Annotated in this window: 20 protein-coding genes; 15 read left to right on the plus strand and 5 right to left on the minus strand. The window is 66.4% G+C overall.

Going from position 1 to position 21,880, the window contains the following annotated elements; translation table 11 throughout:
• The first annotated feature begins 25 nt into the window (after positions 1–25).
• Both NGM07_RS12830 and NGM07_RS12835 read left to right on the plus strand, forming a co-directional pair.
• Positions 26–1,288, plus strand: a complete 1,263-nt coding sequence (locus NGM07_RS12830; protein ID WP_253512122.1) for a DUF7096 domain-containing protein — start codon at positions 26–28, stop codon at positions 1,286–1,288.
• 27 nt (positions 1,289–1,315) lie between these two features.
• Positions 1,316–1,795 (plus strand): archaellin/type IV pilin N-terminal domain-containing protein, encoded by a 480-nt coding sequence (locus tag NGM07_RS12835; RefSeq protein ID WP_253512124.1) that lies wholly within the window; start codon positions 1,316–1,318, stop codon positions 1,793–1,795.
• Positions 1,796–1,832: 37 nt separating this feature from the next.
• On the opposite strand, the gene NGM07_RS12840 is transcribed toward NGM07_RS12835, so the two are convergent.
• A complete protein-coding gene (locus NGM07_RS12840; protein WP_253512126.1) occupies positions 1,833–2,459 on the minus strand; it encodes a methyltransferase domain-containing protein in 627 nt (208 codons plus the stop codon).
• Between the two features lie 149 nt (positions 2,460–2,608).
• Between NGM07_RS12840 and ahaH the strand changes: the two genes are divergently transcribed.
• The 9 genes from ahaH (at position 2,609) to NGM07_RS12885 (ending at position 11,620) form a co-directional block, all read left to right on the plus strand.
• Complete coding sequence (ahaH, locus tag NGM07_RS12845; RefSeq protein ID WP_253512128.1) at positions 2,609–2,941, plus strand: ATP synthase archaeal subunit H; 333 nt, start codon at positions 2,609–2,611, stop codon at positions 2,939–2,941.
• Positions 2,928–5,108 (plus strand): V-type ATP synthase subunit I, encoded by a 2,181-nt coding sequence (locus NGM07_RS12850; protein ID WP_253512130.1) that lies wholly within the window; start codon positions 2,928–2,930, stop codon positions 5,106–5,108. Before ahaH ends, NGM07_RS12850 begins: the two co-directional genes overlap by 14 nt.
• 201 nt (positions 5,109–5,309) lie before the next feature.
• The gene (locus tag NGM07_RS12855; RefSeq protein WP_253512132.1) at positions 5,310–5,585 is read left to right on the plus strand and encodes an ATP synthase subunit C-like protein; all 276 of its coding nucleotides are present in this window, start codon (positions 5,310–5,312) and stop codon (positions 5,583–5,585) included.
• Positions 5,586–5,609: 24 nt separating this feature from the next.
• Positions 5,610–6,191, plus strand: coding sequence for a V-type ATP synthase subunit E (locus NGM07_RS12860; RefSeq protein ID WP_253512134.1), 582 nt, complete (start codon positions 5,610–5,612; stop codon positions 6,189–6,191).
• The gene (locus NGM07_RS12865) at positions 6,188–7,249 is read left to right on the plus strand and encodes a V-type ATP synthase subunit C (protein WP_253512136.1); all 1,062 of its coding nucleotides are present in this window, start codon (positions 6,188–6,190) and stop codon (positions 7,247–7,249) included. The genes NGM07_RS12860 and NGM07_RS12865 overlap by 4 nt, the downstream gene beginning before the upstream one ends.
• Positions 7,246–7,587: a V-type ATP synthase subunit F gene (locus NGM07_RS12870; RefSeq protein ID WP_253512137.1), complete on the plus strand. Its 342-nt coding sequence runs from the start codon at positions 7,246–7,248 to the stop codon at positions 7,585–7,587. Before NGM07_RS12865 ends, NGM07_RS12870 begins: the two co-directional genes overlap by 4 nt.
• Positions 7,584–9,344 (plus strand): ATP synthase subunit A, encoded by a 1,761-nt coding sequence (locus NGM07_RS12875; RefSeq protein ID WP_253512139.1) that lies wholly within the window; start codon positions 7,584–7,586, stop codon positions 9,342–9,344. The genes NGM07_RS12870 and NGM07_RS12875 overlap by 4 nt, the downstream gene beginning before the upstream one ends.
• A 2-nt stretch (positions 9,345–9,346) precedes the next feature.
• Entirely contained in the window at positions 9,347–10,771 is a 1,425-nt protein-coding gene (locus NGM07_RS12880; protein ID WP_253512141.1) for an ATP synthase subunit B, read from the plus strand.
• Positions 10,772–10,921: 150 nt separating this feature from the next.
• Entirely contained in the window at positions 10,922–11,620 is a 699-nt protein-coding gene (locus NGM07_RS12885) for a V-type ATP synthase subunit D (protein ID WP_253512143.1), read from the plus strand.
• 128 nt (positions 11,621–11,748) lie between these two features.
• On the opposite strand, the gene NGM07_RS12890 is transcribed toward NGM07_RS12885, so the two are convergent.
• Entirely contained in the window at positions 11,749–12,519 is a 771-nt protein-coding gene (locus tag NGM07_RS12890; protein ID WP_253512145.1) for an Ig-like domain-containing protein, read from the minus strand.
• A 170-nt stretch (positions 12,520–12,689) separates the two neighbouring features.
• On the opposite strand from NGM07_RS12890, the gene NGM07_RS12895 reads away from it, so the two are divergent.
• Together NGM07_RS12895 and NGM07_RS12900 are read left to right on the plus strand one after the other, a co-directional pair.
• The gene (locus tag NGM07_RS12895; protein ID WP_253512147.1) at positions 12,690–13,091 is read left to right on the plus strand and encodes a DUF6276 family protein; all 402 of its coding nucleotides are present in this window, start codon (positions 12,690–12,692) and stop codon (positions 13,089–13,091) included.
• 69 nt (positions 13,092–13,160) lie between these two features.
• A complete protein-coding gene (locus tag NGM07_RS12900; protein WP_253512148.1) occupies positions 13,161–14,084 on the plus strand; it encodes an aminoglycoside 6-adenylyltransferase in 924 nt (307 codons plus the stop codon).
• A gap of 14 nt (positions 14,085–14,098) precedes the next feature.
• Here the strand turns inward: NGM07_RS12900 and NGM07_RS12905 are convergent, their stop codons facing one another.
• Both NGM07_RS12905 and prf1 read right to left on the minus strand, forming a co-directional pair.
• Complete coding sequence (locus tag NGM07_RS12905) at positions 14,099–15,916, minus strand: metallophosphoesterase family protein (RefSeq protein ID WP_253512150.1); 1,818 nt, start codon at positions 15,914–15,916, stop codon at positions 14,099–14,101.
• Positions 15,917–16,520: 604 nt separating this feature from the next.
• Positions 16,521–17,762 (minus strand): peptide chain release factor aRF-1, encoded by a 1,242-nt coding sequence (gene prf1 / locus NGM07_RS12910; protein WP_253512151.1) that lies wholly within the window; start codon positions 17,760–17,762, stop codon positions 16,521–16,523.
• Positions 17,763–18,051: 289 nt separating this feature from the next.
• On the opposite strand from prf1, the gene minD reads away from it, so the two are divergent.
• Positions 18,052–19,794 carry a cell division ATPase MinD gene (gene minD, locus NGM07_RS12915; protein ID WP_253512153.1) on the plus strand — a complete coding sequence of 581 codons (1,743 nt, stop codon included), beginning with the start codon at positions 18,052–18,054 and terminating at the stop codon, positions 19,792–19,794.
• A gap of 41 nt (positions 19,795–19,835) precedes the next feature.
• Positions 19,836–19,973: a hypothetical protein gene (locus tag NGM07_RS12920; protein ID WP_253512155.1), complete on the plus strand. Its 138-nt coding sequence runs from the start codon at positions 19,836–19,838 to the stop codon at positions 19,971–19,973.
• A gap of 129 nt (positions 19,974–20,102) precedes the next feature.
• Here NGM07_RS12920 and argS read toward each other — a convergent pair whose 3' ends face one another.
• Entirely contained in the window at positions 20,103–21,872 is a 1,770-nt protein-coding gene (argS, locus tag NGM07_RS12925; protein WP_253512157.1) for an arginine--tRNA ligase, read from the minus strand.
• Positions 21,873–21,880: the final 8 nt, after the last annotated feature.

Raw genomic sequence — 21,880 nt, forward strand, 5'->3', positions numbered from 1 at the left:
ATGGGGTAGCCATAACCCCTCTATAATGCGACTCGCCCCCGTTATGCTGGCGTTACTGCTGGCCCTCTCCCCCGGCGTCGTTGCGACGCACTCGGCCGCCCCGAGTGCGTCCGCGGACGTGCGAGCGGTCGATTCGAATCCGCCGGAGTCGACCGAGCCACGTTTCACCCTCGTACCGCCGACGAACGCGAGTACGACCGTACTAACCCTCGGAAAGGAGCCGAAACGGACCGCGTTCGACTCGCCGTCGCTCTCGCTCGGCGACACGCTCGTCAGTGAACGTAGTGAAGTGCAGTCGCGTCTGAGCACGGGCGCGCTCGAAGAACGACTCCGAACTGCCCGGAACGACGAGCAGAAAAAGCAGATACTCAACCGGTACCGCTACCGGATCGAGAACCGCATCATCTCGTTGAGCGCGCGCGAACGACAGGTCACGAAGGCGTTCACCAACGGTTCGATGTCGGCCGACGCGTACCTCCGTGCGCTCGGTCAGATCGACAGAGAGGCCCAACAGTTGCGGACGCTTATCGACGCGATGCAGACCAGCGCCCAACCGATTCCGCGGTTCCGGATGAAGACCGAAGCCGACACGCTGAAGGGGAAACTCGTCACGCTCGAAGGTCCCGTCCGGAATCGGATCGCCGAACAACTGCGCGGCGAGGCCCCGCCGACCAGGGTCTTCGTGGCGACCGCCGACACCGGAGTCGTGCTCTCCGCCATCGTCGACGGGACGTACACGCGCGAGGTGACCCGAATCGACCGTCGAAACCCCGGACTCCAGGACCACATCTCGCTCAGCGAAGTTCCGAACATCGTCGAGAGGAACTACCCCTGGATTCGGAACAACAGCGACTCGACCGGGACGGCCTCCTACGGCGCGACGAACGTCTACCGACGGTGGATGACCCACGAGAACGGTCGGCTCGTCACCTACCTCGACGGCGGCACCAGGTCGATATTCGACGAGATACAGTACAAGCGACTCTCGCCGTCGCTCTCGACCGGCCCGGCGGTCACCAACACGTCCGAGAACGTCACGCTCTCGGTGAACCGGACCTACCCCGGCGGCCCGCTCCGAGTGCGACTCGCGAACGAAACCGGCGCACCGCTGCAAGGGACGATTTCGGTCGCCGGCGAGCGAATCGGCCGAACCGACTCGGCGGGCGTCCTCTGGACGCTCGGACCCGCCTCGCAGTTCCGCGTCACGGCGACTCACGAGGGAACCACCGTGAACGCGACCGTCAGGCCGACGGCGCCGCCCCGCGCTCCGAGCGGAGCCGAGAGTTGAAGTGAGAAGACGCGACCAACTCCCGGGGTGTCGCCCCGCGCACTCTCCCCCGTCGTCGGAACCGTCCTGCTGACGCTCGCCACGGTGGTCGCCGCCGGCGCCCTCGGCGTCGTCGCGCTCGACACTGCCGCACCGACGGTTTCCCGCTCCGCGGCCGTCTCCCAGCCCGTCGTCGTCGACCTCCGCGTGGACGCGGACGCCGACCGATTAACTTTCGTTCACCGCGGCGGCGAATCGCTCGACGTGCGGGCGCTCACGCTCCGAATCGAGGTCGACGGTTCGCCGCTCGCCGAACAGCCGCCGGTCCCGTTCTTCTCGGCGGGGGGCTTCCGGCCCGGACCCACGGGACCGTTCAACAGCGCGTCGGACTCGCAGTGGGAGGTCGGGGAAACCGCGAGCGTCGAACTCGCCGGCACGAACGACCCGGAACTCAAGACCGGGGCGCGGGTCGTCGCCAGGATAGCGGTCGACGGCGCGACCGTCGCGGAGGTGCGCGCGACCGCCTGACCGGACCGCTTCGCTCTTCGCGGCCGCGTCGGTGGCGCTACTCGGTTTCGGGGGCCCGCGCCACCGTCGTGATGGCGACGTCGGGGTCGTAGGAGGGTCCCATCTCGCGGTGTCGGACGTCGACGTAGCCCGCCTCGCGGAACATCCGGTCGGCCTCCTCGCGGTCGTAGAAGAGCATGATGGCGTCGGCGACCTTCTGCATCACCGTCGACTTGGGGTAGTTCGGGCCGACGACGAGCACCTGACCGCCGGGCTTGACGACCCGACGCATGTCTTCGAGCGTGGCGACGGGGTCGGGCCAGTACTCGATGGACCCCGAGGACCACACCACGTCGAAGGTATCGTCGGCGAAGGGGAGTCGCTCGGCGTCGCCGCGGTAGAAGCTCACGGGGTCGTGCTTGCCGAGTTTCGCCCACGCCTTCTCCAGTTGGTGGACGCTCTGGTCGAGCCCGTGGACGTTCCGGGTATGTTCGAGCAGTCCCTCGGTCGCGAACCCGGTTCCGCAGCCGACGTCGAGCACCACGTCGTCCTCGTCGATGTCGAGCATGGCGAGCGCTTCGGCGCGCATCTCCTCGTTCCAGATGAAGGGGTTGACGGTGTCGTACACCTTCGAGAGGTACTTGTAGAACAGTCGCGCCCGACTCTTGTCTTCGAGGATACCCATTTGTCCGACGTTCGGCCCGCCGGTCAAATAATCCTGCCATTCGTCGTCGGGCCGACTCGGCGCGTGAGACACTCTCTCGCGCGCCGAGCGGAGGAGCGGTTCCGCAAGTAGTTTATAGGCGCTCCCGCAAACTTTCGCACGATTAGCACATGCCGAGGCCAGAGGTTCTCGAACGTATCAAGGAGGCCGAGCAGGAGGCCGACGACATCGTCGCCGAGGCCGAGGAGGCCCGCGAACAGCGCATCTCCGAGGCCCGCACGGAGGCCGAGGAGATCCGCCAGGAGGCCGAATCGGAGGCGTCGGAGCTCCACGAGAAACGTCTCGCCGAGGCGCGCGAGGAGATCGAAGCCGAACGGGAGCGCGTCCTCGCCGAGGGCGAAGAGGAGCGCGAGGCGCTCGAAGCGCGCGCCGAGGGCAACGAAGAGGCGGTGATCGAACACGTCGTCGACCTGTTCGAGGAGGCGGTGCATGCTCAGACCTGAGCAAATGAGCAAGGTGTCCGTGACGGGCTCGCGCGCCGTCATGGACGACGTCATCGAGGCCGTCCACGAACTGAATCTCGTCCACCTCGTCGACTACGACGGCTCGTGGGCGGGCTTCGAACCCGGCAACCCCGTCGAGGGCGCAAACCGGGCGTCCGACAAACTCGTCACCGTCCGCTCGCTCGAGAGCATGCTCGACATCGACGAGGAGGACGCCGGACCGAGCCGAATCGTCACCGACGAGGCGCTCGAAGACGAACTCGAGGAGGTTCGGGTACAGGTCAACGAACTCGACGACCGCCGGAGCGAACTCGAAGAGGACCTCCGGGGCGTCGAGGAGCGAATCGACTCGGTGACGCCGTTCGCCGACCTCGGCATCGACCTCGACCTGCTGTCGGGGTACGACCGCCTGCAGGTCGCCGTCGGCGAGGGCGACGAGGAGGCGGTCCGAGAGGCGCTCGAAGCCGACGGCGACATCGCGGAGTTCGAGACGTTCACCGGCGATCGGACTATCGCCGTCTTCGCGTACCCCGCCGACGGCGCCGACGCCGACGCACTGGACGAAGCGCTGGTCGGCGTCGACTTCGCGGTGCTCGAGATTCCCGACGCCGAGGGGAGTCCCCAGGAGTACGTCGAGCAACTGCGCCACGAGCGCCAGAAGATCGAATCGAAGCTCGACGGCGTCGAGAACGAGCTTCAGGACGTCAAACTCGACACCGCCGGCTTCCTGCTGGCGGCCGAGGAGAAGCTGACCATCGACGTCCAGAAGGCCGAGGCGCCGCTCCAGTTCGCGACCACCGAGAACGCCTTCATCGCCGAGGGCTGGATTCCGACCGAGCGCTACACCGAACTCGCGACGGCGCTGGGTGACGCGGTGGGCGACCGCGTGGAGGTCGACGAACTCGAACGCGCCGAGTACGACGAGCACGAGGCGCACGGCCCCGAGGACCCCGACGTGTCGGACGTCGAGGTGGCCGCCGACGGCGGTCATACCATGGGCGGCGACCAGCCGCCGGTCATCCAGGACAACCCCGGTCCGGTCAAGCCGTTCGAACTGCTGGTCGAGACCATCAACCGGCCGAAGTACTTCGAGTTCGACCCGACGGTCATCCTGTTCCTGACGTTCCCGGCGTTCTTCGGGTTCATGATCGGGGACTTCGGGTACGGCATCCTCTACATGCTGTTGGGGTACGGACTTTACAGCCGATACGACAGCCCCGCGCTCAAGAGCCTCGGCGGCATCGCCGTCTGGGCCGGCGCGTTCACGGCGCTGTTCGGTATCCTGTACGGAGAAATCTTCGGCTTACACCGGCTCGGAGCGGTGCTGTGGAACGGCAACCCGCCGATTCACAAGGGACTGCAGCCCCACTACGGCGACTACGCCGTCGCGTGGCTCGTGCTGAGCCTGCTCATCGGCGTCGTCCACCTCGCCGTCGGCTGGATAATCGACTTCGTCGAGAACCTCTCGCACGGCGTGTGGGACGCCGTGACCGAGAGCGGGTCGTGGCTCCTGATGATGTTCGGCCTGTGGGCCTGGGTGTTCTCGGGCGCCGGCGGTAGCTCGCCGCCCATCCTGGTCGGCCCGGACAGCGTCTTCGCCGGCAATCCCTTCCCGTTCGGGTTCACCGGCCTGCCCGCCATCGAGCTGTTCTCGATCGCCGGCTTCGCCATCTCGGCGTGGCTACTCGTGTTCGGCCTCGGCCTCGTGCTGCTGGCGATGGCCGACCCCATCGAGGTCGTCGAGTTCCTCAACGTGCTGGTGAACGTGCTGTCGTACACCCGGCTGGCCGCGGTGCTGCTCGCCAAGGCGGGGATGGCCTTCGTGGTCAATCTCCTGTTCTTCGGCGTCTACGTCACCGGCCACGGCGCGGAGGCGGAGTGGCACTTCGGCATCGGCCACATGCCCCACGTCGGCGACATGGTCCACGGCCACGAGGTCACCGAGATCATGTTCGGGGGCCTCGTGCACTCGGGCATCGCGGGCGTCCTCGGCGGAATCGTCATCCTGCTGGTCGGTCATCTGCTGGTGCTCGCGCTCGGCGTCACCAGCGCCGGCCTGCAGGCGGTGCGTCTCGAGTACGTCGAGTTCTTCGGGAAGTTCTACGAGGGCGGCGGCGAGAAGTACGAACCGTTCGGTTACGACCGACTGTTCACCACTCGCGACTGACGGTCCGGACCGTCCTTTTTCCGACCTCTATTCCCATCACATTCTGGACACGTTCCGTCTCGTAGGTCTTTTGGTCATTGGTAACATAGTGGTCGATTCGGACGTTTGGCGGGGTTCTGGCGAACAATTTTGGGAAGCTTTATGATGGCAACGACGGGAAATACGACTGTCCGGTTACGAGAGTCACAGGATAACTAAACCATGTTCGAATTTGTACTCGCGTTCGTGAACAGTGCTGCTGTACTGCTCGCTCAGGAAGGTGCCGGCGCCGCCGGTCCCGCGCTCAACAACAAGGGCGCAGCCGCCATCGCGGTCGGACTCGCCGCGCTCGGTTCGGGTTACGCGGAACGTGGTATCGGGAGCGCGGCCATCGGCGCCATCGCCGAGGACGAGAGCCTCTTCGGGACGGGCCTCATCATGACGGTCCTGCCCGAGACGCTCGTCATCCTCGCGCTGGTGCTCGTGTTCGTCGTCTAAACGCACCCCTTTCCCTCTTCATCAATGAGTTTGGACACGGTAGTTGAGGATATTCGAAACGAAGCCCGCGAGCGCGCAGAAGAAATTCGTGCGGAGGGCGAAGAGCGCGCAGAGCAGATCGTCGCCGACGCCGAGGCCGACGCCGAGGAGACGCTCGCGGAGCAAGAGCGGCGGACCGAACAGAGCATCGCCCAGGAGTGCGAGCAGCGCCTCTCCAGCGCGAAGCTGGAGGCCAAGCAGAAGCGCCTCGAAGCCCGCCGCGACGTGCTGCAGGACGTCCGCTCGCAGGTCGAAGACCGAATCGTGAACCTGGAGGGCGACCGCCGCAAGGAGCTGACCCAGGAACTGCTCGACGCCGCGTCCGAGGAGTTCGAGGACAGCGACACCGTCCGGGTCTACGGTCGGCCCGAGGACGACGAGTTGTTGACCGACGTGGTGACCGACTACGACGGCTACGAGTACGCCGGTGAGTACGACTGCCTGGGCGGCGTCGTCGTCGAGAGCGACCAGTCGCGCCTCCGCGTGAACAACACGTTCGATTCGGTGCTGGAAGCCGTCTGGGAGGACAACCTCCAAGACATCAGCAACCGTCTCTTCGAGCAATGAACGCCCAGAAAACCGAAGGCTCGTCGAACTACGAGTACGTCACCGCGCGGGTCCGACACCGGCGGGCGTCGCTGTTCGACGAGGAGGACTACCGGAAGCTCCTCCGCATGGGGCCGGGAGAGATCGCCCGGTACATGGAGGAGACCGAGTACGAGGAGGAGGTGAACGCGCTCGGCTCGCGATACGAGGGCGTCGACCTCGTCGAGTACGCGCTCAACCGCAACCTCGCGAAGAACTTCGACGACCTGCTCCGGTGGTCCGAGGGCCAACTGTACGAACTCATCGCCCGGTACCTCCGGAAGTTCGACGCCTGGAACGTCAAGACCATCGTTCGCGGCCTCTACTCCGACGCGCCGCGAGACACCATCTCCTCCGACCTCACCCGCGCGGGCGAGTTCGACGACGAGTTCCTCGACCGGCTTCTCGACGCAGGAAGCATCGAGGAACTCGTCGAACTGCTCGACCGTACGCGCTACGGCGACGCGCTCGAAGACGCCTACGCCGACTACGAGGAGACGGGGACGCTCGTTCCCTTGGAGAACGCGGTCGACCGCGTCTACTACGAGGGCCTGATAGAGGGCGTCACCGAGACGAGCAACCGCGCGACCCAACTGTACGTCGAGTTCCTGCAGGCCGAAATCGACTTCCGGAACGTCCGGAACGCGCTGCGCATCGCCCGAAGCGGGGCCGACATCGACCCGGCCGACTACTTCATCGAGGGCGGACAGTTGTTCCGACGCAACGAACTGTCCCAACTCGCGACGAACGTCGACGAACTCGCGACGTTCATCCGCGACAGCACCTACGGCGACGAACTGTCGGAGGCGCTCGACCAACTCGAGCGCTCCGACAGTCTCATCGGTTTCGAGCACGCACTAGAAGCTGCACTGTTGGAGTACTCGGACCACCTCTCGCACGTGTTTCCGCTGTCGGTCTGTCCGGTGCTGGCGTACATCCTCGCCAAGGAGCGCGAGGTCGACAACATCCGCGCCATCGCCCGCGGCCGCGAGGCCGGCCTGGGCGAGGACCAGATCGAGGACGAACTGGTGATACTATGAGTCAGGAGATAGCGGTCGTCGGCAGTCCCGAGTTCACCACCGGGTTCCGACTCGCCGGCGTCCGGAAGTTCGAGAACGTCCCGGACGACGACAAGGACGCCGAACTCGACGACGCCGTGACCCGCGTTCTCGACGACGACGACGTCGGCATCGTGGTGATGCACGACGAGGACCTGGACCACCTCTCGCGGAAGGTCCGCAACGACGTCGAGACGAGCGTCGAACCGACGATGGTTTCCATCGGCGGCGGCGCGGGCAGCGGCGGAATGCGCGAGAAGATCAAGCGCGCAATCGGTATCGACCTTATGGACGAAGACGAACAAGGTGACAACGAATGAGCCAAGCAACCGAATCCGACACCGTCCGTGAGGACGGCGTCATCGAGAGCGTAAGTGGACCGGTCGTGACCGCCACTGACCTCGACGCCCGGATGAACGACGTCGTGTACGTCGGCGAGGAAGGGCTGATGGGCGAGGTCATCGAGATCGAGGGTAACCTGACGACGATTCAGGTGTACGAGGAGACGTCGAACGTCGCGCCCGGCGAACCGGTCGAGAACACCGGCGACCCGCTGTCGGTCGACCTCGGCCCGGGTATGATGGACTCCATCTACGACGGCGTCCAGCGCCCGCTCGCGGTCCTCGAAGAGAAGATGGGCGCGTTCCTCGACCGCGGGGTCGACGCGCCCGGTATCGACCTGGAGCGGACGTGGGAGTTCACCCCGACCGTCGAGGAAGGCGACCACGTCGAACCCGGCGACATCGTCGGCACGGTGCCGGAGACCGAGAGCATCGAGCACAAGGTGATGGTGCCGCCGGACTACGAGGGCGGCGAGGTCGTCACCATCGAGAGCGGCAACTTCACCGTCGAGGAGACGGTCGTCGCGCTCGACAACGGCGAGACGATTCAGATGCGCCAGGAGTGGCCGGTCCGCGAGGCCCGCCCCGCCAAGGAGAAGGAGACCCCGCGCACGCCGCTGGTCTCCGGCCAGCGCATCCTCGACGGCCTGTTCCCCATCGCGAAGGGCGGCACGGCCGCGATTCCCGGGCCGTTCGGCTCGGGCAAGACAGTCACCCAGCACCAGCTCGCGAAGTGGGCCGACGCGGACATCGTCGTCTACGTCGGCTGCGGCGAGCGCGGGAACGAGATGACGGAAGTCATCGAGGACTTCCCGGAACTCGAGGACCCGGTCAGCGGCAAGCCGCTGATGTCCCGGACCTGCCTCATCGCCAACACGTCGAATATGCCCGTCGCGGCGCGCGAATCCTGCGTGTACACGGGTATCACCATCGCGGAGTACTACCGCGACATGGGGTACGACGTCGCGCTGATGGCCGACTCCACCTCGCGGTGGGCCGAGGCCATGCGCGAGATCTCCTCCCGTCTGGAGGAGATGCCCGGCGAAGAGGGCTATCCCGCGTACCTGGCCGCGCGCCTCTCGGAGTTCTACGAGCGCGCCGGCAAGTTCCAGAACATCAACGACACCGAAGGCTCGGTGTCTGTCATCGGCGCGGTGTCGCCGCCCGGCGGCGACTTCTCCGAGCCGGTCACCCAGAACACGCTCCGTATCGTGAAGTGCTTCTGGGCGCTGGACGCCGACCTCGCGGAACGTCGGCACTTCCCGTCGATCAACTGGGACGAGTCCTACTCGCTGTACAAGGACCAGCTCGACCCGTGGTACGAGCAGAACGTCGCCGAGGACTTCCCCGAGCGGCGCCAGTGGGCGACCGACGTGCTCGACGAGGAGGGCGAACTCCAGGAGATCGTCCAGCTCGTCGGCAAGGACGCCCTGCCCGACGACCAGCAGCTGACGCTCGAAGTCGCTCGCTACCTTCGGGAGTCGTGGCTCCAGCAGAACGCGTTCCACGACGTCGACACCTTCTGCTCGCCGGAGAAGACCTACGCGATGCTCGGCGCCATCGAGACGTTCAACGACGAGGCGTTCCGCGCGCTCGAAGCCGGCGTTCCGGTCGAGGAGATCGTCGGCATCGAGGCCGCCCCGCGGCTCAACCGCATGGGCGTGATGGAGGACTGGGAGGAGTCCATCCCCGAACTCGAACAGTCCATCGAAGACCAGCTCAGGGAGAAATACTAACGATGAAAGAGTACCAGACAATCACCGAAATCAGCGGTCCGCTGGTGTTCGCCGAGGTAGACGAACCCATCGGCTACGACGAAATCGTCGAGATCGAGACGCCCCAGGGCGAAACCCTGCGCGGGCAGGTGCTCGAATCCAGCGACGGTCTCGTCTCGATTCAGGTGTTCGAGGGAACCGAAGGCATCGACCGGAACGCGTCGGTGCGGTTCCTCGGCGAGACCATGAAGATGCCCGTCACCGAGGATCTCCTCGGTCGGGTTCTCGACGGCTCGGGCCAGCCCATTGACGGCGGCCCCGAGATCGTCCCGGACGAGCGCCACGACATCGTCGGCGCGGCCATCAACCCCTACGCTCGGGAGTACCCCGAGGAGTTCATCCAGACTGGCGTCTCCGCCATCGACGGCATGAACACGCTGGTCCGCGGTCAGAAGCTTCCGATCTTCTCCGGGTCGGGACTGCCGCACAACGAACTCGCGCTGCAGGTCGCCCGCCAGGCGACCGTGCCGGAGGAGGAAGAAGCGGGCGAGGACGACGAGAGCTCCGAGTTCGCGGTCATCTTCGGCGCGATGGGTATCACGGCCGAAGAGGCCAACGAGTTCATGCAGGACTTCGAGCGCACCGGCGCGCTCGAACGCTCGGTCGTCTTCATGAACCTCGCGGACGACCCCGCGGTCGAGCGGACGGTCACGCCCCGGATGGCGCTGACCACCGCCGAGTACCTCGCGTTCGACAAGGGCTACCACGTGCTGGTCATCCTGACGGACATGACCAACTACTGCGAGGCGCTTCGCGAGATCGGCGCCGCGCGTGAAGAAGTGCCCGGTCGCCGTGGGTACCCGGGTTACATGTACACCGACCTGGCCCAGCTCTACGAGCGGGCGGGCCGCATCGAGGGTCGGGAAGGGTCGGTCACCCAGATTCCCATCCTCACGATGCCGGGTGACGACGACACGCACCCGATTCCGGACCTCACCGGCTACATCACCGAGGGCCAGATCGTCGCCGACCGCGACCTCAACAGCCAGGGCATCGAACCGCCCATCAACGTGCTGCCGAGCCTCTCGCGGCTGATGGACGACGGTATCGGCGAGGGCTTCACCCGCGAGGACCACGCCGACGTCTCCGACCAGATGTACGCGGCGTACGCCGAGGGTGAAGACCTCCGCGACCTCGTGAACATCGTCGGCCGCGAGGCGCTCTCCGAGCGCGACAACAAGTACCTCGACTTCGCCGACCGATTCGAGGAGGAGTTCGTCGACCAGGGCTTCGAAACCGACCGCTCCATCGAAGAGACGCTCGACATCGGCTGGGACCTCCTCGGCATGCTGCCCAAGGAGGAACTCAACCGCGTCGACGAGGACTTCATCGAGAAGTACTACCCCGAAGGCGAGACCGAGACGGCCGAGGAAGTCGCGGCCGACTGACGGTCGTTCGTCCTTCCGCTTTCTACTCGCTTTCTACTCACTTTCCTCCCGACACCAGCGGTCGCGCCGCTCGAAACGGCTCGTTTCCCGCGCTCTCGCCGCCGCCGACTGTAAAAGGTTAACCCCTTCGAGCCACAAACTCCCGACAACATGGCCAAGGACGTCAAACCGACTCGGAAGAATCTGATGCAGATAGAGGACCGCATCGAACTCTCCGAGCGGGGTCACGACACGCTCGAGAAGAAGCGTGACGGCCTCATCATGGAGTTCATGGACATCCTCGACCAGGCCCAGGACGTGCGCTCGGACCTGGAAGCCGACTACGACCGCGCCCAGGAAACCATCAACATGGCCCGCGCGATGGAGGGCGACGTGGCGGTCCGCGGGGCTGCGGCCGCGCTGAAAGAGCACCCCGAGATCACCACCGAATCGAAGAACATCATGGGCGTCGTCGTGCCCCAGATCGAGTCGAGCAAGGTCAAGAAGGACCTCGACGAGCGAGGCTACGGCGTCCTCGGGACGAGCGCCCGCATCGACGAGGCCGCGGAAGCCTACGAGGAACTGCTGGAGAGCATCATCCTCGCCGCGGAGGTCGAAACCGCGATGAAGAAGATGCTCACCGAGATCGAGACGACCAAGCGCCGCGTCAACGCCCTAGAGTTCAAACTCCTGCCCGAACTCAACGAGAACAAGGAGTACATCGAGCAGAAACTCGAAGAGCAGGAGCGCGAGGAGATGTTCCGGCTGAAGAAGATCAAGGCCAAGAAGGAAGAGGAGGAGAAAGAGGAGCGCGAGGCCGCCGCCACCGAGGCCGCCGAGAGCGAGGAAGTCGTCACGGCCGACGACTGATTCGCGCTCTCTCTCGTTCGTCGGATTCGCATCTCGAAGCCGCGTCTGCGCCACTGTTTCTCTCGCACCGTCGGCGACCATCGTCGACCGGTGATTCTATTTCGGGTCGAGCGGCCCTGCCGGCATCCTCACCGCCCGACGGTAGCGACGGCGACGCTTCCGTTCGGGGTGACGTAAACGAGTAGCTCCTGGGACGGCGGTTCGCCGACGGTCCAGTTTCGAGTCTTCGTCTCCCCTCGCTCCGGTTCGACTTCGACGCGGTAGGTCCCTCGTCGCACCGCGTCGTCGGTTTCCACGACGCCTCCAGCCGGCGGTACGGAGTAGTTCGTAGTTGTAGACGGGACTGCGGACGAATCGATACTCGCGATACGTATCGTCACGTTCGCGGTTTCCGAGGCGAAGTTGTAAGCCCGAAGCGATGCCGAGCCGTTTCGGGTGGAGGCGTTTCCGTCGGCGGGCGAGTCGGGAACGATATCGCGACCGAGTCTCCGATAGCCGGAGCTACCGAATCGACCGATACGCTCGGTCGCAGTGTCGTTCACGAAGTACGCCGTCACCATGTGGGGGAGATCGAGGACGGAGTTTCCGCGGTCGACGGACGCCTCGCACGTGACGAGGCCGTAGAAGCCCCGTTCGGTACGGACGTCCATCGTCGCGTCGCAGAAGACGCTCGTCTCTGCGCCCGGTTCGTCTATCTCGTCCATCAGGTACGCCTCTTCGTACTCGGTTACGTACTTCGCGACCGATTCGTTCGTTAGCGTCGACGGCTTGGTCGGATACGTCGTCTCCGCCGACGGTGTGAGAAACAGTGCGTAAGCGGCACTTCCGCCGCCTACCAGCAGGACGACGATTCCGATACAGACCGGGACGGCCCACCGCTGACGGAAGTCCGCTTTCATACTATCGCATCCGATTCCTAACAAAAGAACGTTGTGACGGTTGCGGCCCAAATCACGACTCCGAATCCGTCCGACACCGTCGGAACCTACTCCCGTCCTGCCACGACCCCGTCCTGTAACTACCGCCGTCCCACAACCACGTTTTTCTCGCTGGTGCTCGACCTTCCGGTATGACCTGCTCCGAATGCGGCGGCGAGCGACTGCCGTTCGCCGTTCCCGAAGCGCTCCGGGAGTACCTCCGTGGCGACTCCCCGCACGTCGCGCTCTGTACGCGCTGTCTCACCCTCGACCCGGTCGGGGACGCACCGGCCGAACTCCCCGACTTCACGACCATCAGCGACGCCTTCCCGGCCGACCGCGAGGCGGCCGCGGCGCTCGCGCTCGCGGTCGGCCTGCTGGCCGACTCGCTCGCGCTCCACCGGAGCGAGATAGAGGCACTGCTCGAACGCGTCGAGCGTGCGGGCACCGACCCCCTACTGGCCATCGACCGCCTCGCGGGTGACCCGGGGCTGGACCCCGCCTTCGACTGGGACCGTCGCCAACCGCAACTCGAACAGTTGCTGTACGAATAGTCCCACACCTCTCACCCGAACCCCGACGGTCGCGGTGTCTTTTTGCGACCGTCGTTCGTATCCCGAGACGTGACCGACGTTCCGTGGGACTACGACGCCTTCCTCGACGATCTCGTCGCGTGGGCCGAACGGCGCGAGGACGTGCTGGCCGCGGTCGTCCTGGGTTCGCGCGCTCGGGACGCCGACCGCCCCGCCGACGAGTGGTCGGACCTCGACTGCCTGCTCGTGACGACCGACCCGGACGGCTACCTCGCCGACGCCGACTGGCTGGCTGACCTGGGTGACGCCTGGCTCACCTTCCGGGAATCGACCGCGACCGGCGACCTGACCGAGCGCCGGGCGCTGTTCGCACCGGGCCTCGACGTCGACTTCGTGCCGGTGTCGGCCGACTCCCTCGAAGCGGTCGCGGCCGCGGGGAGCGACGTGCTGGCTCGCGGCTACCGCGTCGTCTACGACGAGACGGACGTCCGGACCGCACTCGCCGACGCGGTCGCGGCGTCGCAGACCTGCGACGCCGCGACCGACAATTTCTCGGACGATGGCGCCGCGACCGAGAAACGCGAGGCGTACCCCCTGCCCTCCGCCGAGGAGTTCCGCGAACGCCGAGCCGACTGCTGGTACCACGCGGTCTGGACCGCCAAGAAGCTCCGGCGCGGCGAAGTCTGGACCGCGAAGAGCTGTCTCGACGGCTACCTGAAGCGGGAGTGTCTCCTCCCGATGCTGGGCTGGCACACCCGCGCCCGTCACGGCCGCGAGCCGTGGTACGAGGGCCGATTCCTGGAGGAGTGGGCCGACGACCGCGCGCTCGCGGACCTCCGAGGAACGTTCGCCGACTACGACGCCGAGGATTGCTGGCGGGCGCTGTTCGAGACGACCGACTGCTTCGAGTGGGTCGCCGACGAGGTGGCCGACGAACTTGGTTACGACCCCGACCTGCGTGGCGAACGGCGCTCCCGGGACCTCCTCGCCGAACTCTACGACGGCCGAGAATAGCGGATGAACGCTTCCTACTGTCTGATGGCGAGGTCCGGGCCCTTGTCCATCGCCGCGAACCCGACCACCAGCGACTGCTGGCGTCCCGAGTCGCTCTGAAGCCGCGCGGTGAGCGTGTGGTCCGACCCCTTCTGCGAGGGCGACCCCGGTGAGAGGCCGAGTTTGGGCCGCGCGCCCCGCGGCCCGACCAGGAAGTTCACCCGGTCGAGTTCCCGCGAGTAGAACAACTGAAAGAGCGTCGGTTCGCCGTCGTCGAGCGAGGCGCCTTTGTGCGTCCTGACCTCGCCGCTCCCTCCCTGCCGGACGCCGCGGACCTCGCCGTCGTCGATGCGGTAGCCGACGTAGTTGCTCTCGGGGTCGCCCCAGAGGAGTTCGACCGTGGCGTTCTGGACCGCTCGCGGGTGGACGTAACACCGCCAGACGCAGTTGGTCCAGCCGGCCGTCATCGGTTCGCTGGCGGCGTCGAACCCCCGGAGCTTCCGGAGGACCGCTCTCCCGCCGGAGCCGTCCACCGTCAGCTTCGCGCCGCGTTCGCCGAGTTCGACGCTTCCCCCGCCGGACGTCTCGGTGCCGAACCCGGCGATGGAGTCGAAGTGGGTCCGCCACCGGAGTCGCTTCCGGGCCGGCCGGAGGAACTCGTCCTCGGCGAACTGGGGCGTCCGCGCCCGTCCGTTGACCACGAACGTCTCGCGGGTGTCCGTGTCCGAGTAGGGCGCTTCCAGTCGGAGGTTGCCGTCGGGAAAGAGGTAGAGCTTCCCGTAGGGCGTGTAGTCGGCGTCCCACCGGAGGCGGTGGATCCACGGGACGAAGAAGTGCCGGAGGCCGTACCGGCGCTGTTCGCGCATCTGGTCGAAGAAGGCGGGCTGGTTCTTCTCGCTCGGCGGCGAACTGCTGTCGTGGTGGCAGTGGCCGAAGATGCAACACACCACGTTGTCGTACCGGCTGAGAAGTCGTCCGACCTTGTCCTCGTTCTCGGCGTGGTCGTACTCCTGGCCGGTGCCGGCCGACAGCGGCAGGTGCGAGAGCACGACGACGGGCTTGCGCGTGGTCCGAAGCTCCCGGCGCAACCACTCGATCTGCTTCGGGAGGAACTTCGTGCGGACGTGGTCCGCCTCCGAGTAGCCGTTGTTCAACACGAGTATCTTCGCGACCGAGGCGTCGACGGCGTACCACGTCTCCTCGTGCTTCGAGATTCCCCAGGGCTCGTAGCTCCACTTTGTCCCCCACTCGGCGGCGTGCTGGTACTCGTGGTTGCCCCACACCATGTGGGTCGGGACCGAGAGGTCGTCTTCGATCAGGTGGCGGAGTTCGCGTATCTTCGCCCGCGAGCGCCGGCGGTTTCCCCACGCGGGCATCATGTCCCCCAGGAAGAACACCCGGTCGGGTCCCCACTCGTTCATCTCCGAAACGAACCGTTTCAGCTTCCGCTTGGTCCGCTCGGGTCCCACCGTGCCGAGACCAGGCGCATCGCCGGGATAGTGAGGGTCGGCGAGTAGACCGACTTTGACGGGTTCGACCGATAGCGACTCGGCCCTGAGCGACCGGAAGTTGCCCTCGGGAATCGGGTGGTCGGTCGTTCCGAGCGGAATCGCCGTCCAGCCGTCGCCGCCCTTCCTGAACTCGAACAGCCCCTGGTCGGTCACGCCGACGGCGGGCCGGACCTCCGGGTCGGGGAGTTCGTCTTTGGTCGGCCGCCGGTAGAACTGTTCGAACGCATCTTCGAGTTCGGGCACGTCCGCGATGGCGTTCTCGTCGACGGACGCAACGCTGCCGCCGAGCACGGCCGAGGCGCCGAGCGCCGCGAGCAGTTGGCGCCGCGAGAGCTCAGTCACGTTGACCACCTCCGGAACGGAAAGGCCGGCGCAGCGCGTCGATTTCGGCAGGGCAGATAGAAGCTAGGCGAATCTCGGGGCGCGTGCCTGTCATCGGAACCTCTGGCACCGAGCCTCTCCTTTGTTATTCGCTCGCGGAATCGAATTCGCGACCCGACGGAGCCGTCTCCCCCGATTCAATCGCGGACTTCCGGCGCGCAACGTCGACTTCGAACCCGAAATCGGTCGTTGGTCCAACGCCTTCCTTCCGTGCGAATTTCGGAGCCACCTCCGGCAGGGCGCGGAGCGCCCGCACCAATCGCTGAAGATGCGCTGACGCCGGGTCGCGACACGTCGCGACCCGGCGTCAGCGCGTGTCCTTTTTTGGTCTTCTCGTGAGCGAAGTCGTTCGAAAGGCGAAGCCTTTCGTGATGTCATCAGAAATCGGAGATTTCTGATTGCAAGCGGGAGCAGCGCTCCCGCAATGACGAGAGAGCTTCGCTCTCTCGAACCACGAACGAGAGCTCGTGGGAGCGGAGCTCCCACGGTGCAAATTTTTTCGAGAAGTGGTGGCTGATTCGCCGTCGGCGAGTCAGCGACCCGCCGAAGAAAAAAGGTGGGTTCTTTAGACGCCCGTCGAGTACCGCAGAATGCCGGCGACGCCGCCGAACGCCGACAGCAACTGGTCGCCCTTCTCGAAGTCGGTGGAGATGAACTTCGTCTCGGTGCCGCGCTGCTCGGCGATGTTGATGAGGAACTCGATGGCGTCCTCGCGCTCGACCATCTCGGCCTCGGAGCCGTCTTCGCAGGTGTGGGTCGGCGTCTCCTGGCGGCGGTCGATGAACTCGAACTCCTCTTTGTCGCCGCACTCGTAGCTGACGACGTCCTTGCGGAGGTCCTCGGAGATGAGCAGGCGGTCGACCGACCCCATCACGAGGTTCTTCCGGGTCGGCTCGAAGCCGTAGGTCGCCTTGTTGCCCTCGTGGAGCTGTTTGAAGAACTCCTCCATCTCCCGCTTGTCCTTCATCACCTCGGCGTCGGCCAGCACGTCCTCGGCGTTGTCGACGAGGTCGTGGAGGCCCGACTCGTCGGTGTAGGCGACGTCGAACTTGCCCAGCACCTTCTGCTGAATCTCGTGGTGGAGGTAGTCGCCGTCGAGGAACTCGTCCTTGGTCGGCGAGGGGCCGCCGACGAGGATTCCGTCTATATTCCCGCGCTCGGGGACGAACAGGTCGTTGGCCATCTCGGCGACCTCCTGGTAGAAGTTGTCGATGGCTTCGAGGCGCAGGCGGGCGAAACGCTGGGCGGACTGGCCACCTTTGCGCTGCTTGCCCGGCACCAGCGAGGACGCTGACTTGACCGGTTCGACGCGCTTGCCCTTCAGCCAGCCGACGTTCGCCTCGCGGCGGTCGAGGACGATGAGGCCGTAGAGGCCCTTGTCGGCCATCATGTCCTCCAGCGGGCCGGTCAGGAAGTTCGAGTCGCAGTGGTAGCGGAACGACTGGATGGGCTCGGGCGGACTCTCCAGGGTCTTGGTGACCATCTCGGTCCGGCCGCCGCCCGAGTCGATGGCGCCGCTGAAGATGACCATGCCGTTGTCCGGCGGGAAGGTGTCGTAGTAGCGCAGGCGGTCCTTGATGGAAGTCAGCGCGTCCTGGACGTTGGTCCGGGTCTGCTTGGACTTGATGTTGCTCGCCTCGCTGTGCTCCTGGGTGACGTGGGCGACTACGTCGCTGATTTGTTTGTCTTCGGGGATGTAGATGGTGACGAGCTGGGTCCCGGAACCCTCGTACGAGTCGAGGTCCTCGATGACCTTCCGGAACTCGTACTTCTTCCTGTCGGACTGCCCGTCCTCGTCGTCGCTCATTACGGTTATCTAGCCGTCCCAGACGGTAAGTAACCTACGACCTTACGGCAGGGCGTGACAGGGTCGCGCTACCGAGCGACGAGGCGGTGCTCGCGGTACCGCGCGACGAGGAAGCGAACCGCCGGAACCGTCGGAGCGTGGGAAATCACAGCCGACCGACCGGACGCCGACCGGCGCGCGTCGGGGACGCCGCGTCGTTCCCGAACGAGCCGGACGAACGCGGGAATCTGTCGCTTTGAACGGACTAATTTTATATGTGTGTCATGGTTCGGTTGGGACAACGAGTATCATGTCCGACACGGTTTACGCGATATCGAGCGGGAAGGGAGGTGTCGGAAAGACGACGACCGCGGTCAATCTGGGTGCGATGCTGGCCGACCGTGGCCACCGGGTCGTCGTCGTCGACACCGACCTCGGAATGGCGAATCTCGCGGGCTTCCTCGACTTCGAGATAGACGAACCGACGCTCCACGAGGTGCTGGCCGGCGAGGCCGACCCCGAGGAGGGAATCTACGAGGCGCCGGGCGACATCGACGTGCTCCCGAGCGGGACCGACATCGAGGCGTTCGCCAAGTCGAACCCCGCGAACCTCCAGGGCGTCGTCGCCGACCTTCGCGAGACGTACGACTACGTGCTGCTGGACACCGGCGCGGGCGTCAGCTACGACACGCTGGTCCCGCTGGCGCTGGCCGACGCCGTCCTGCTGGTGGCGACGCCCGACGTGGCCTCGGTCCGGGACACCGCCAAGACCGGCGAACTGGCCGACCGCGTGGGCACCGAGGTGGCGGGTGCGGTGCTCACCCAGCGCAGCAGCGACATCCTGAACGCCGACGACGTCGAGGAGACGCTGGGCACCGACGTGCTCGCGGTCGTCCCCGACGACGAGGCGGTGCCGATGGGGGTCGACGCCGGGCGACCGCTGGCGGTGTTCGCGCCGAACGCGCCCGCCGGGGTGGCCTATCGAAAGCTGGCGGCGGTCGTCGTCGGCGACGCCGAACCCGAACCGGAACTGGAGGTGGCCGACTCCGCGGAGAGCCTGGACCGCGCGCACGAGGACGGAAGCATCTTCGGCGAACCGACCGACGCCGACGGGAGCGAGGCCGACGACGGGACCGCGACCGACGATGGCGAGGCCGCCCCGACCGACGAGACGGAGGACGAAGACGACCCTGCCATCGGTGCGGCCGGCGTCTCCGCGGACGACGAGTCGAACGACCCCCTCGGCGGCTCCGACGCCGCCCGCCAGGCCCGCGCCATCGTCGAGGACGCCCACGGCATCGGCGACGACGCCGAAGCCGACGCGGGCGAGGCGGCCGACGGGGAATCGGACGTGGACACCGACGCTCGGAGCGTCGACGACCTCCTCAGCCAGCACATCGACGACGACCGACTCGGCGGCGGCGGCGACCCGCTGAGCGCGGTCGAGGAGTCTATCGACGCGCCCGCCGGTGAGGACGCCCCCGACCTCGACTCCGGAGAGAGCGAGTCCGACCTCGCCGACGCGGACGGAGACGCGCGGGCGACGGAGGAACCGACCGACTGGAACTTGGAGGACCCTGACTCGGACGACCCTGAGCGGTCGGACGCAGAGCCCGACGAATCGGCCGACCTCGATTCGACGGGGGCGGAGTCGGCGGCTGACGCCGCCGACTCCGCCGAATCCACAGGCTCCGCCGACCCGCTCGCCGGGACGGACGACCCGCTGGCGGGCGACGAAACCCCGGACTCTCTGGAGGAGTCCGACGAGTCCGCGGACCCCCTGGCTGAGAGCGACTCGGTCGACCCGCTGGCCGAGGACGGCGACTCGGACGAAGCGTCCGAAACCGCCCGCGACGACCTCGCGGGCGCGGTCCCCTTCGAGCGCGAGGACCCCTCGGACGAACCCTGGGACGAGGCTGAACCGTCGGCCACCGGGGACGATTCGGCCGACGGCTCGGGGGCCGACGACCGGAGCCGGAAGGTGTCAAAGAAGGACGGTGATTCGGAGGAAGGGTCGGGCGTCCTCGGTCGCATCGGTTCGCTGTTCAAGTGAAACCGGTAACGACTAAGGACTAGACCGTCCCACGCACTAGTATGGCAGACGATAGTTCGGTTTCGCTCTGGTGGGTACTGCTGTTCGTGATACTGACTCTCGCCGTCGGAGCGGGTGCGGTCCTGTTCGTCGGCGGCAATCTGATCGTCCCGCCGGAGTTCGTCGCGCCGCTCTGGTGACGCTCGGCGCGTTCTCTCGGTTTCTCGCTCGAATCCGTTTCTTTCCCGTAGTCGGCGGTATCGTCGCCGTCGCTCCGCGTCCGTTTCGAACGATAGAGACGAGAGTCACGCGATGAATCGCGGGACGACCTACATCGAGCGCGGCGCGGCGACGCCCAGCACCTGCAGGGCGTTGCCGACCGCGTGCTTCGACGCCGCGACCAGCGCCAGGCGGGCGTCCCGGAGGTCGTCGTCCACGTCGTCCGAGAGCACCGGGCACTCTCGGTAAAAGGCGTTGAACGTCTCGGCGAACTCCCGGGTGTAGGTGGCGACCACGTGGGGTTCGAGGTCGGCGGCGGCCTCCTCGATGACGGCGGGGAAGCGAGCGATCACTTCGAGGAGTTCGCGCTCCGCGGGCGCCTCCAGTAGCGAGGCGTCGAAGTCCTGCGGGGTGGCCTCTCCCGGGGGGATGCCGGCCTCGTCCAGGATGCCGCAGGTCCGGGCGTGGACGTACTGGACGTAGGGGGCGCTCTGGGCCTCGAAATCGAGCGCGCGGTCCCACTCGAAGGTGATAGCCTTGGTCGGTTGCTTGGAGACGATGTCGTAGCGGACCGCGCCGATGCCGACCTGCTCGGCGATGCGCGCGACGTCCTCGTCGGTCAGGTCGTCGTCGCGGATGCGGTCGTCCAGGCGGTCTTCGACCTCCTGTCGGGCGCGCTCGATGGCCTCGTCGAGCAGGTCGTCCAGGTCGATGCCCGTCCCGGCGCGCGTGCTCATCTTGCCCTCCGGGAGGTTGACGTAGGAGTAGATGACCTGCCGGAGCTGGTCAGTGTCGTTACCGAGCAGTTCGAGCGTGGCGTTCATCTGGTCGGCCTGGAGCTTGTGGTCCTCGCCAAGCACGGTGACGGCGCGGTCGTACTCGTCGAACTTCCACTCGTGGTGGGCGAGGTCCCGGGTCGCGTAGAGGGTGGTGCCGTCCGACCGCAGGAAGACGAACTTCTTCTCGATGCCGAACTCCGAGAGGTCGAGTTGCCACGCCTCCTCCTCGTAGACGGACTCGTCGAGATTCTTGAGGCGGTCGACCACGTCGTCTGCCGACCCGTCGCGGAGGAATCGAGTCTCCTTGACGAACTCGTCGAACTCCGCGGGCAGGCGGTCGAGCGTCTCGCGCATCCCGCCGAGCACGGTGTCGACGACCTCCTGGACGCGCTCGTAGGTCGTCTCGTCGCCCTCCTCCAGGCCCTGCATGATGGCCTGAATCTCGGCTTCGGCCGCCTCGACCTCGTCGGGGTCGCCTTCCTCCAGGAACTCGTTGCCCTTGCGGTAGTAGCGCACGAGGCCGTAGTCGGCCTTCTCGCGCTCGGGTTCCGAATCGAGGTCGTCCTCGTCGAACGTCTCGTAGGCCCAGGTGAACACCGCCATCTGGCGGCCCGCGTCGTTGACGTAGTAGTGGCGGTCGACGTCGTGGCCCGCGAACGCCAGCACCCGCGCCACCGCGTCGCCGACGATGGGGTTGCGCGCTCGGCCGACGTGGACCGGTCCCGTGGGGTTCGCGGAGGTGTGTTCGACCACGACCGACTCGCCCGTCGGTTCGAGGTGGCCGAAGTCCGACGACTGGGCCGCCTCGACCGTCCCCTCGTAGTAGGCATCGCTCGGCAGGAAGTTGACGTACGGTCCCTGGGCCAGCGCGGCCTCGACGTAGTCGTAGTCACCGGCGTTGATCTCGCCGGCGATGTCGCTCGCGACCTCGGGCGGGGGCGCCCCGACCTCGCCGGCCAGCCGGAACGCCGCACTGGAGGCCAGTACGGCGTCCACGCCCTCCGGCGGCTCCTCGATGCCGAGGTCGTCCGTCGGCAGGTCGAGCGCGTCGAGCGCCGACCCGATGGCGGCCTCGACCTCGTCTCTGAACAGCAGGAACATATCCGCTC

Origin of the sequence: Halorussus vallis, assembly GCF_024138165.1 — an archaeon.
In the GTDB taxonomy this organism is placed as follows: domain Archaea; phylum Halobacteriota; class Halobacteria; order Halobacteriales; family Haladaptataceae; genus Halorussus; species Halorussus vallis.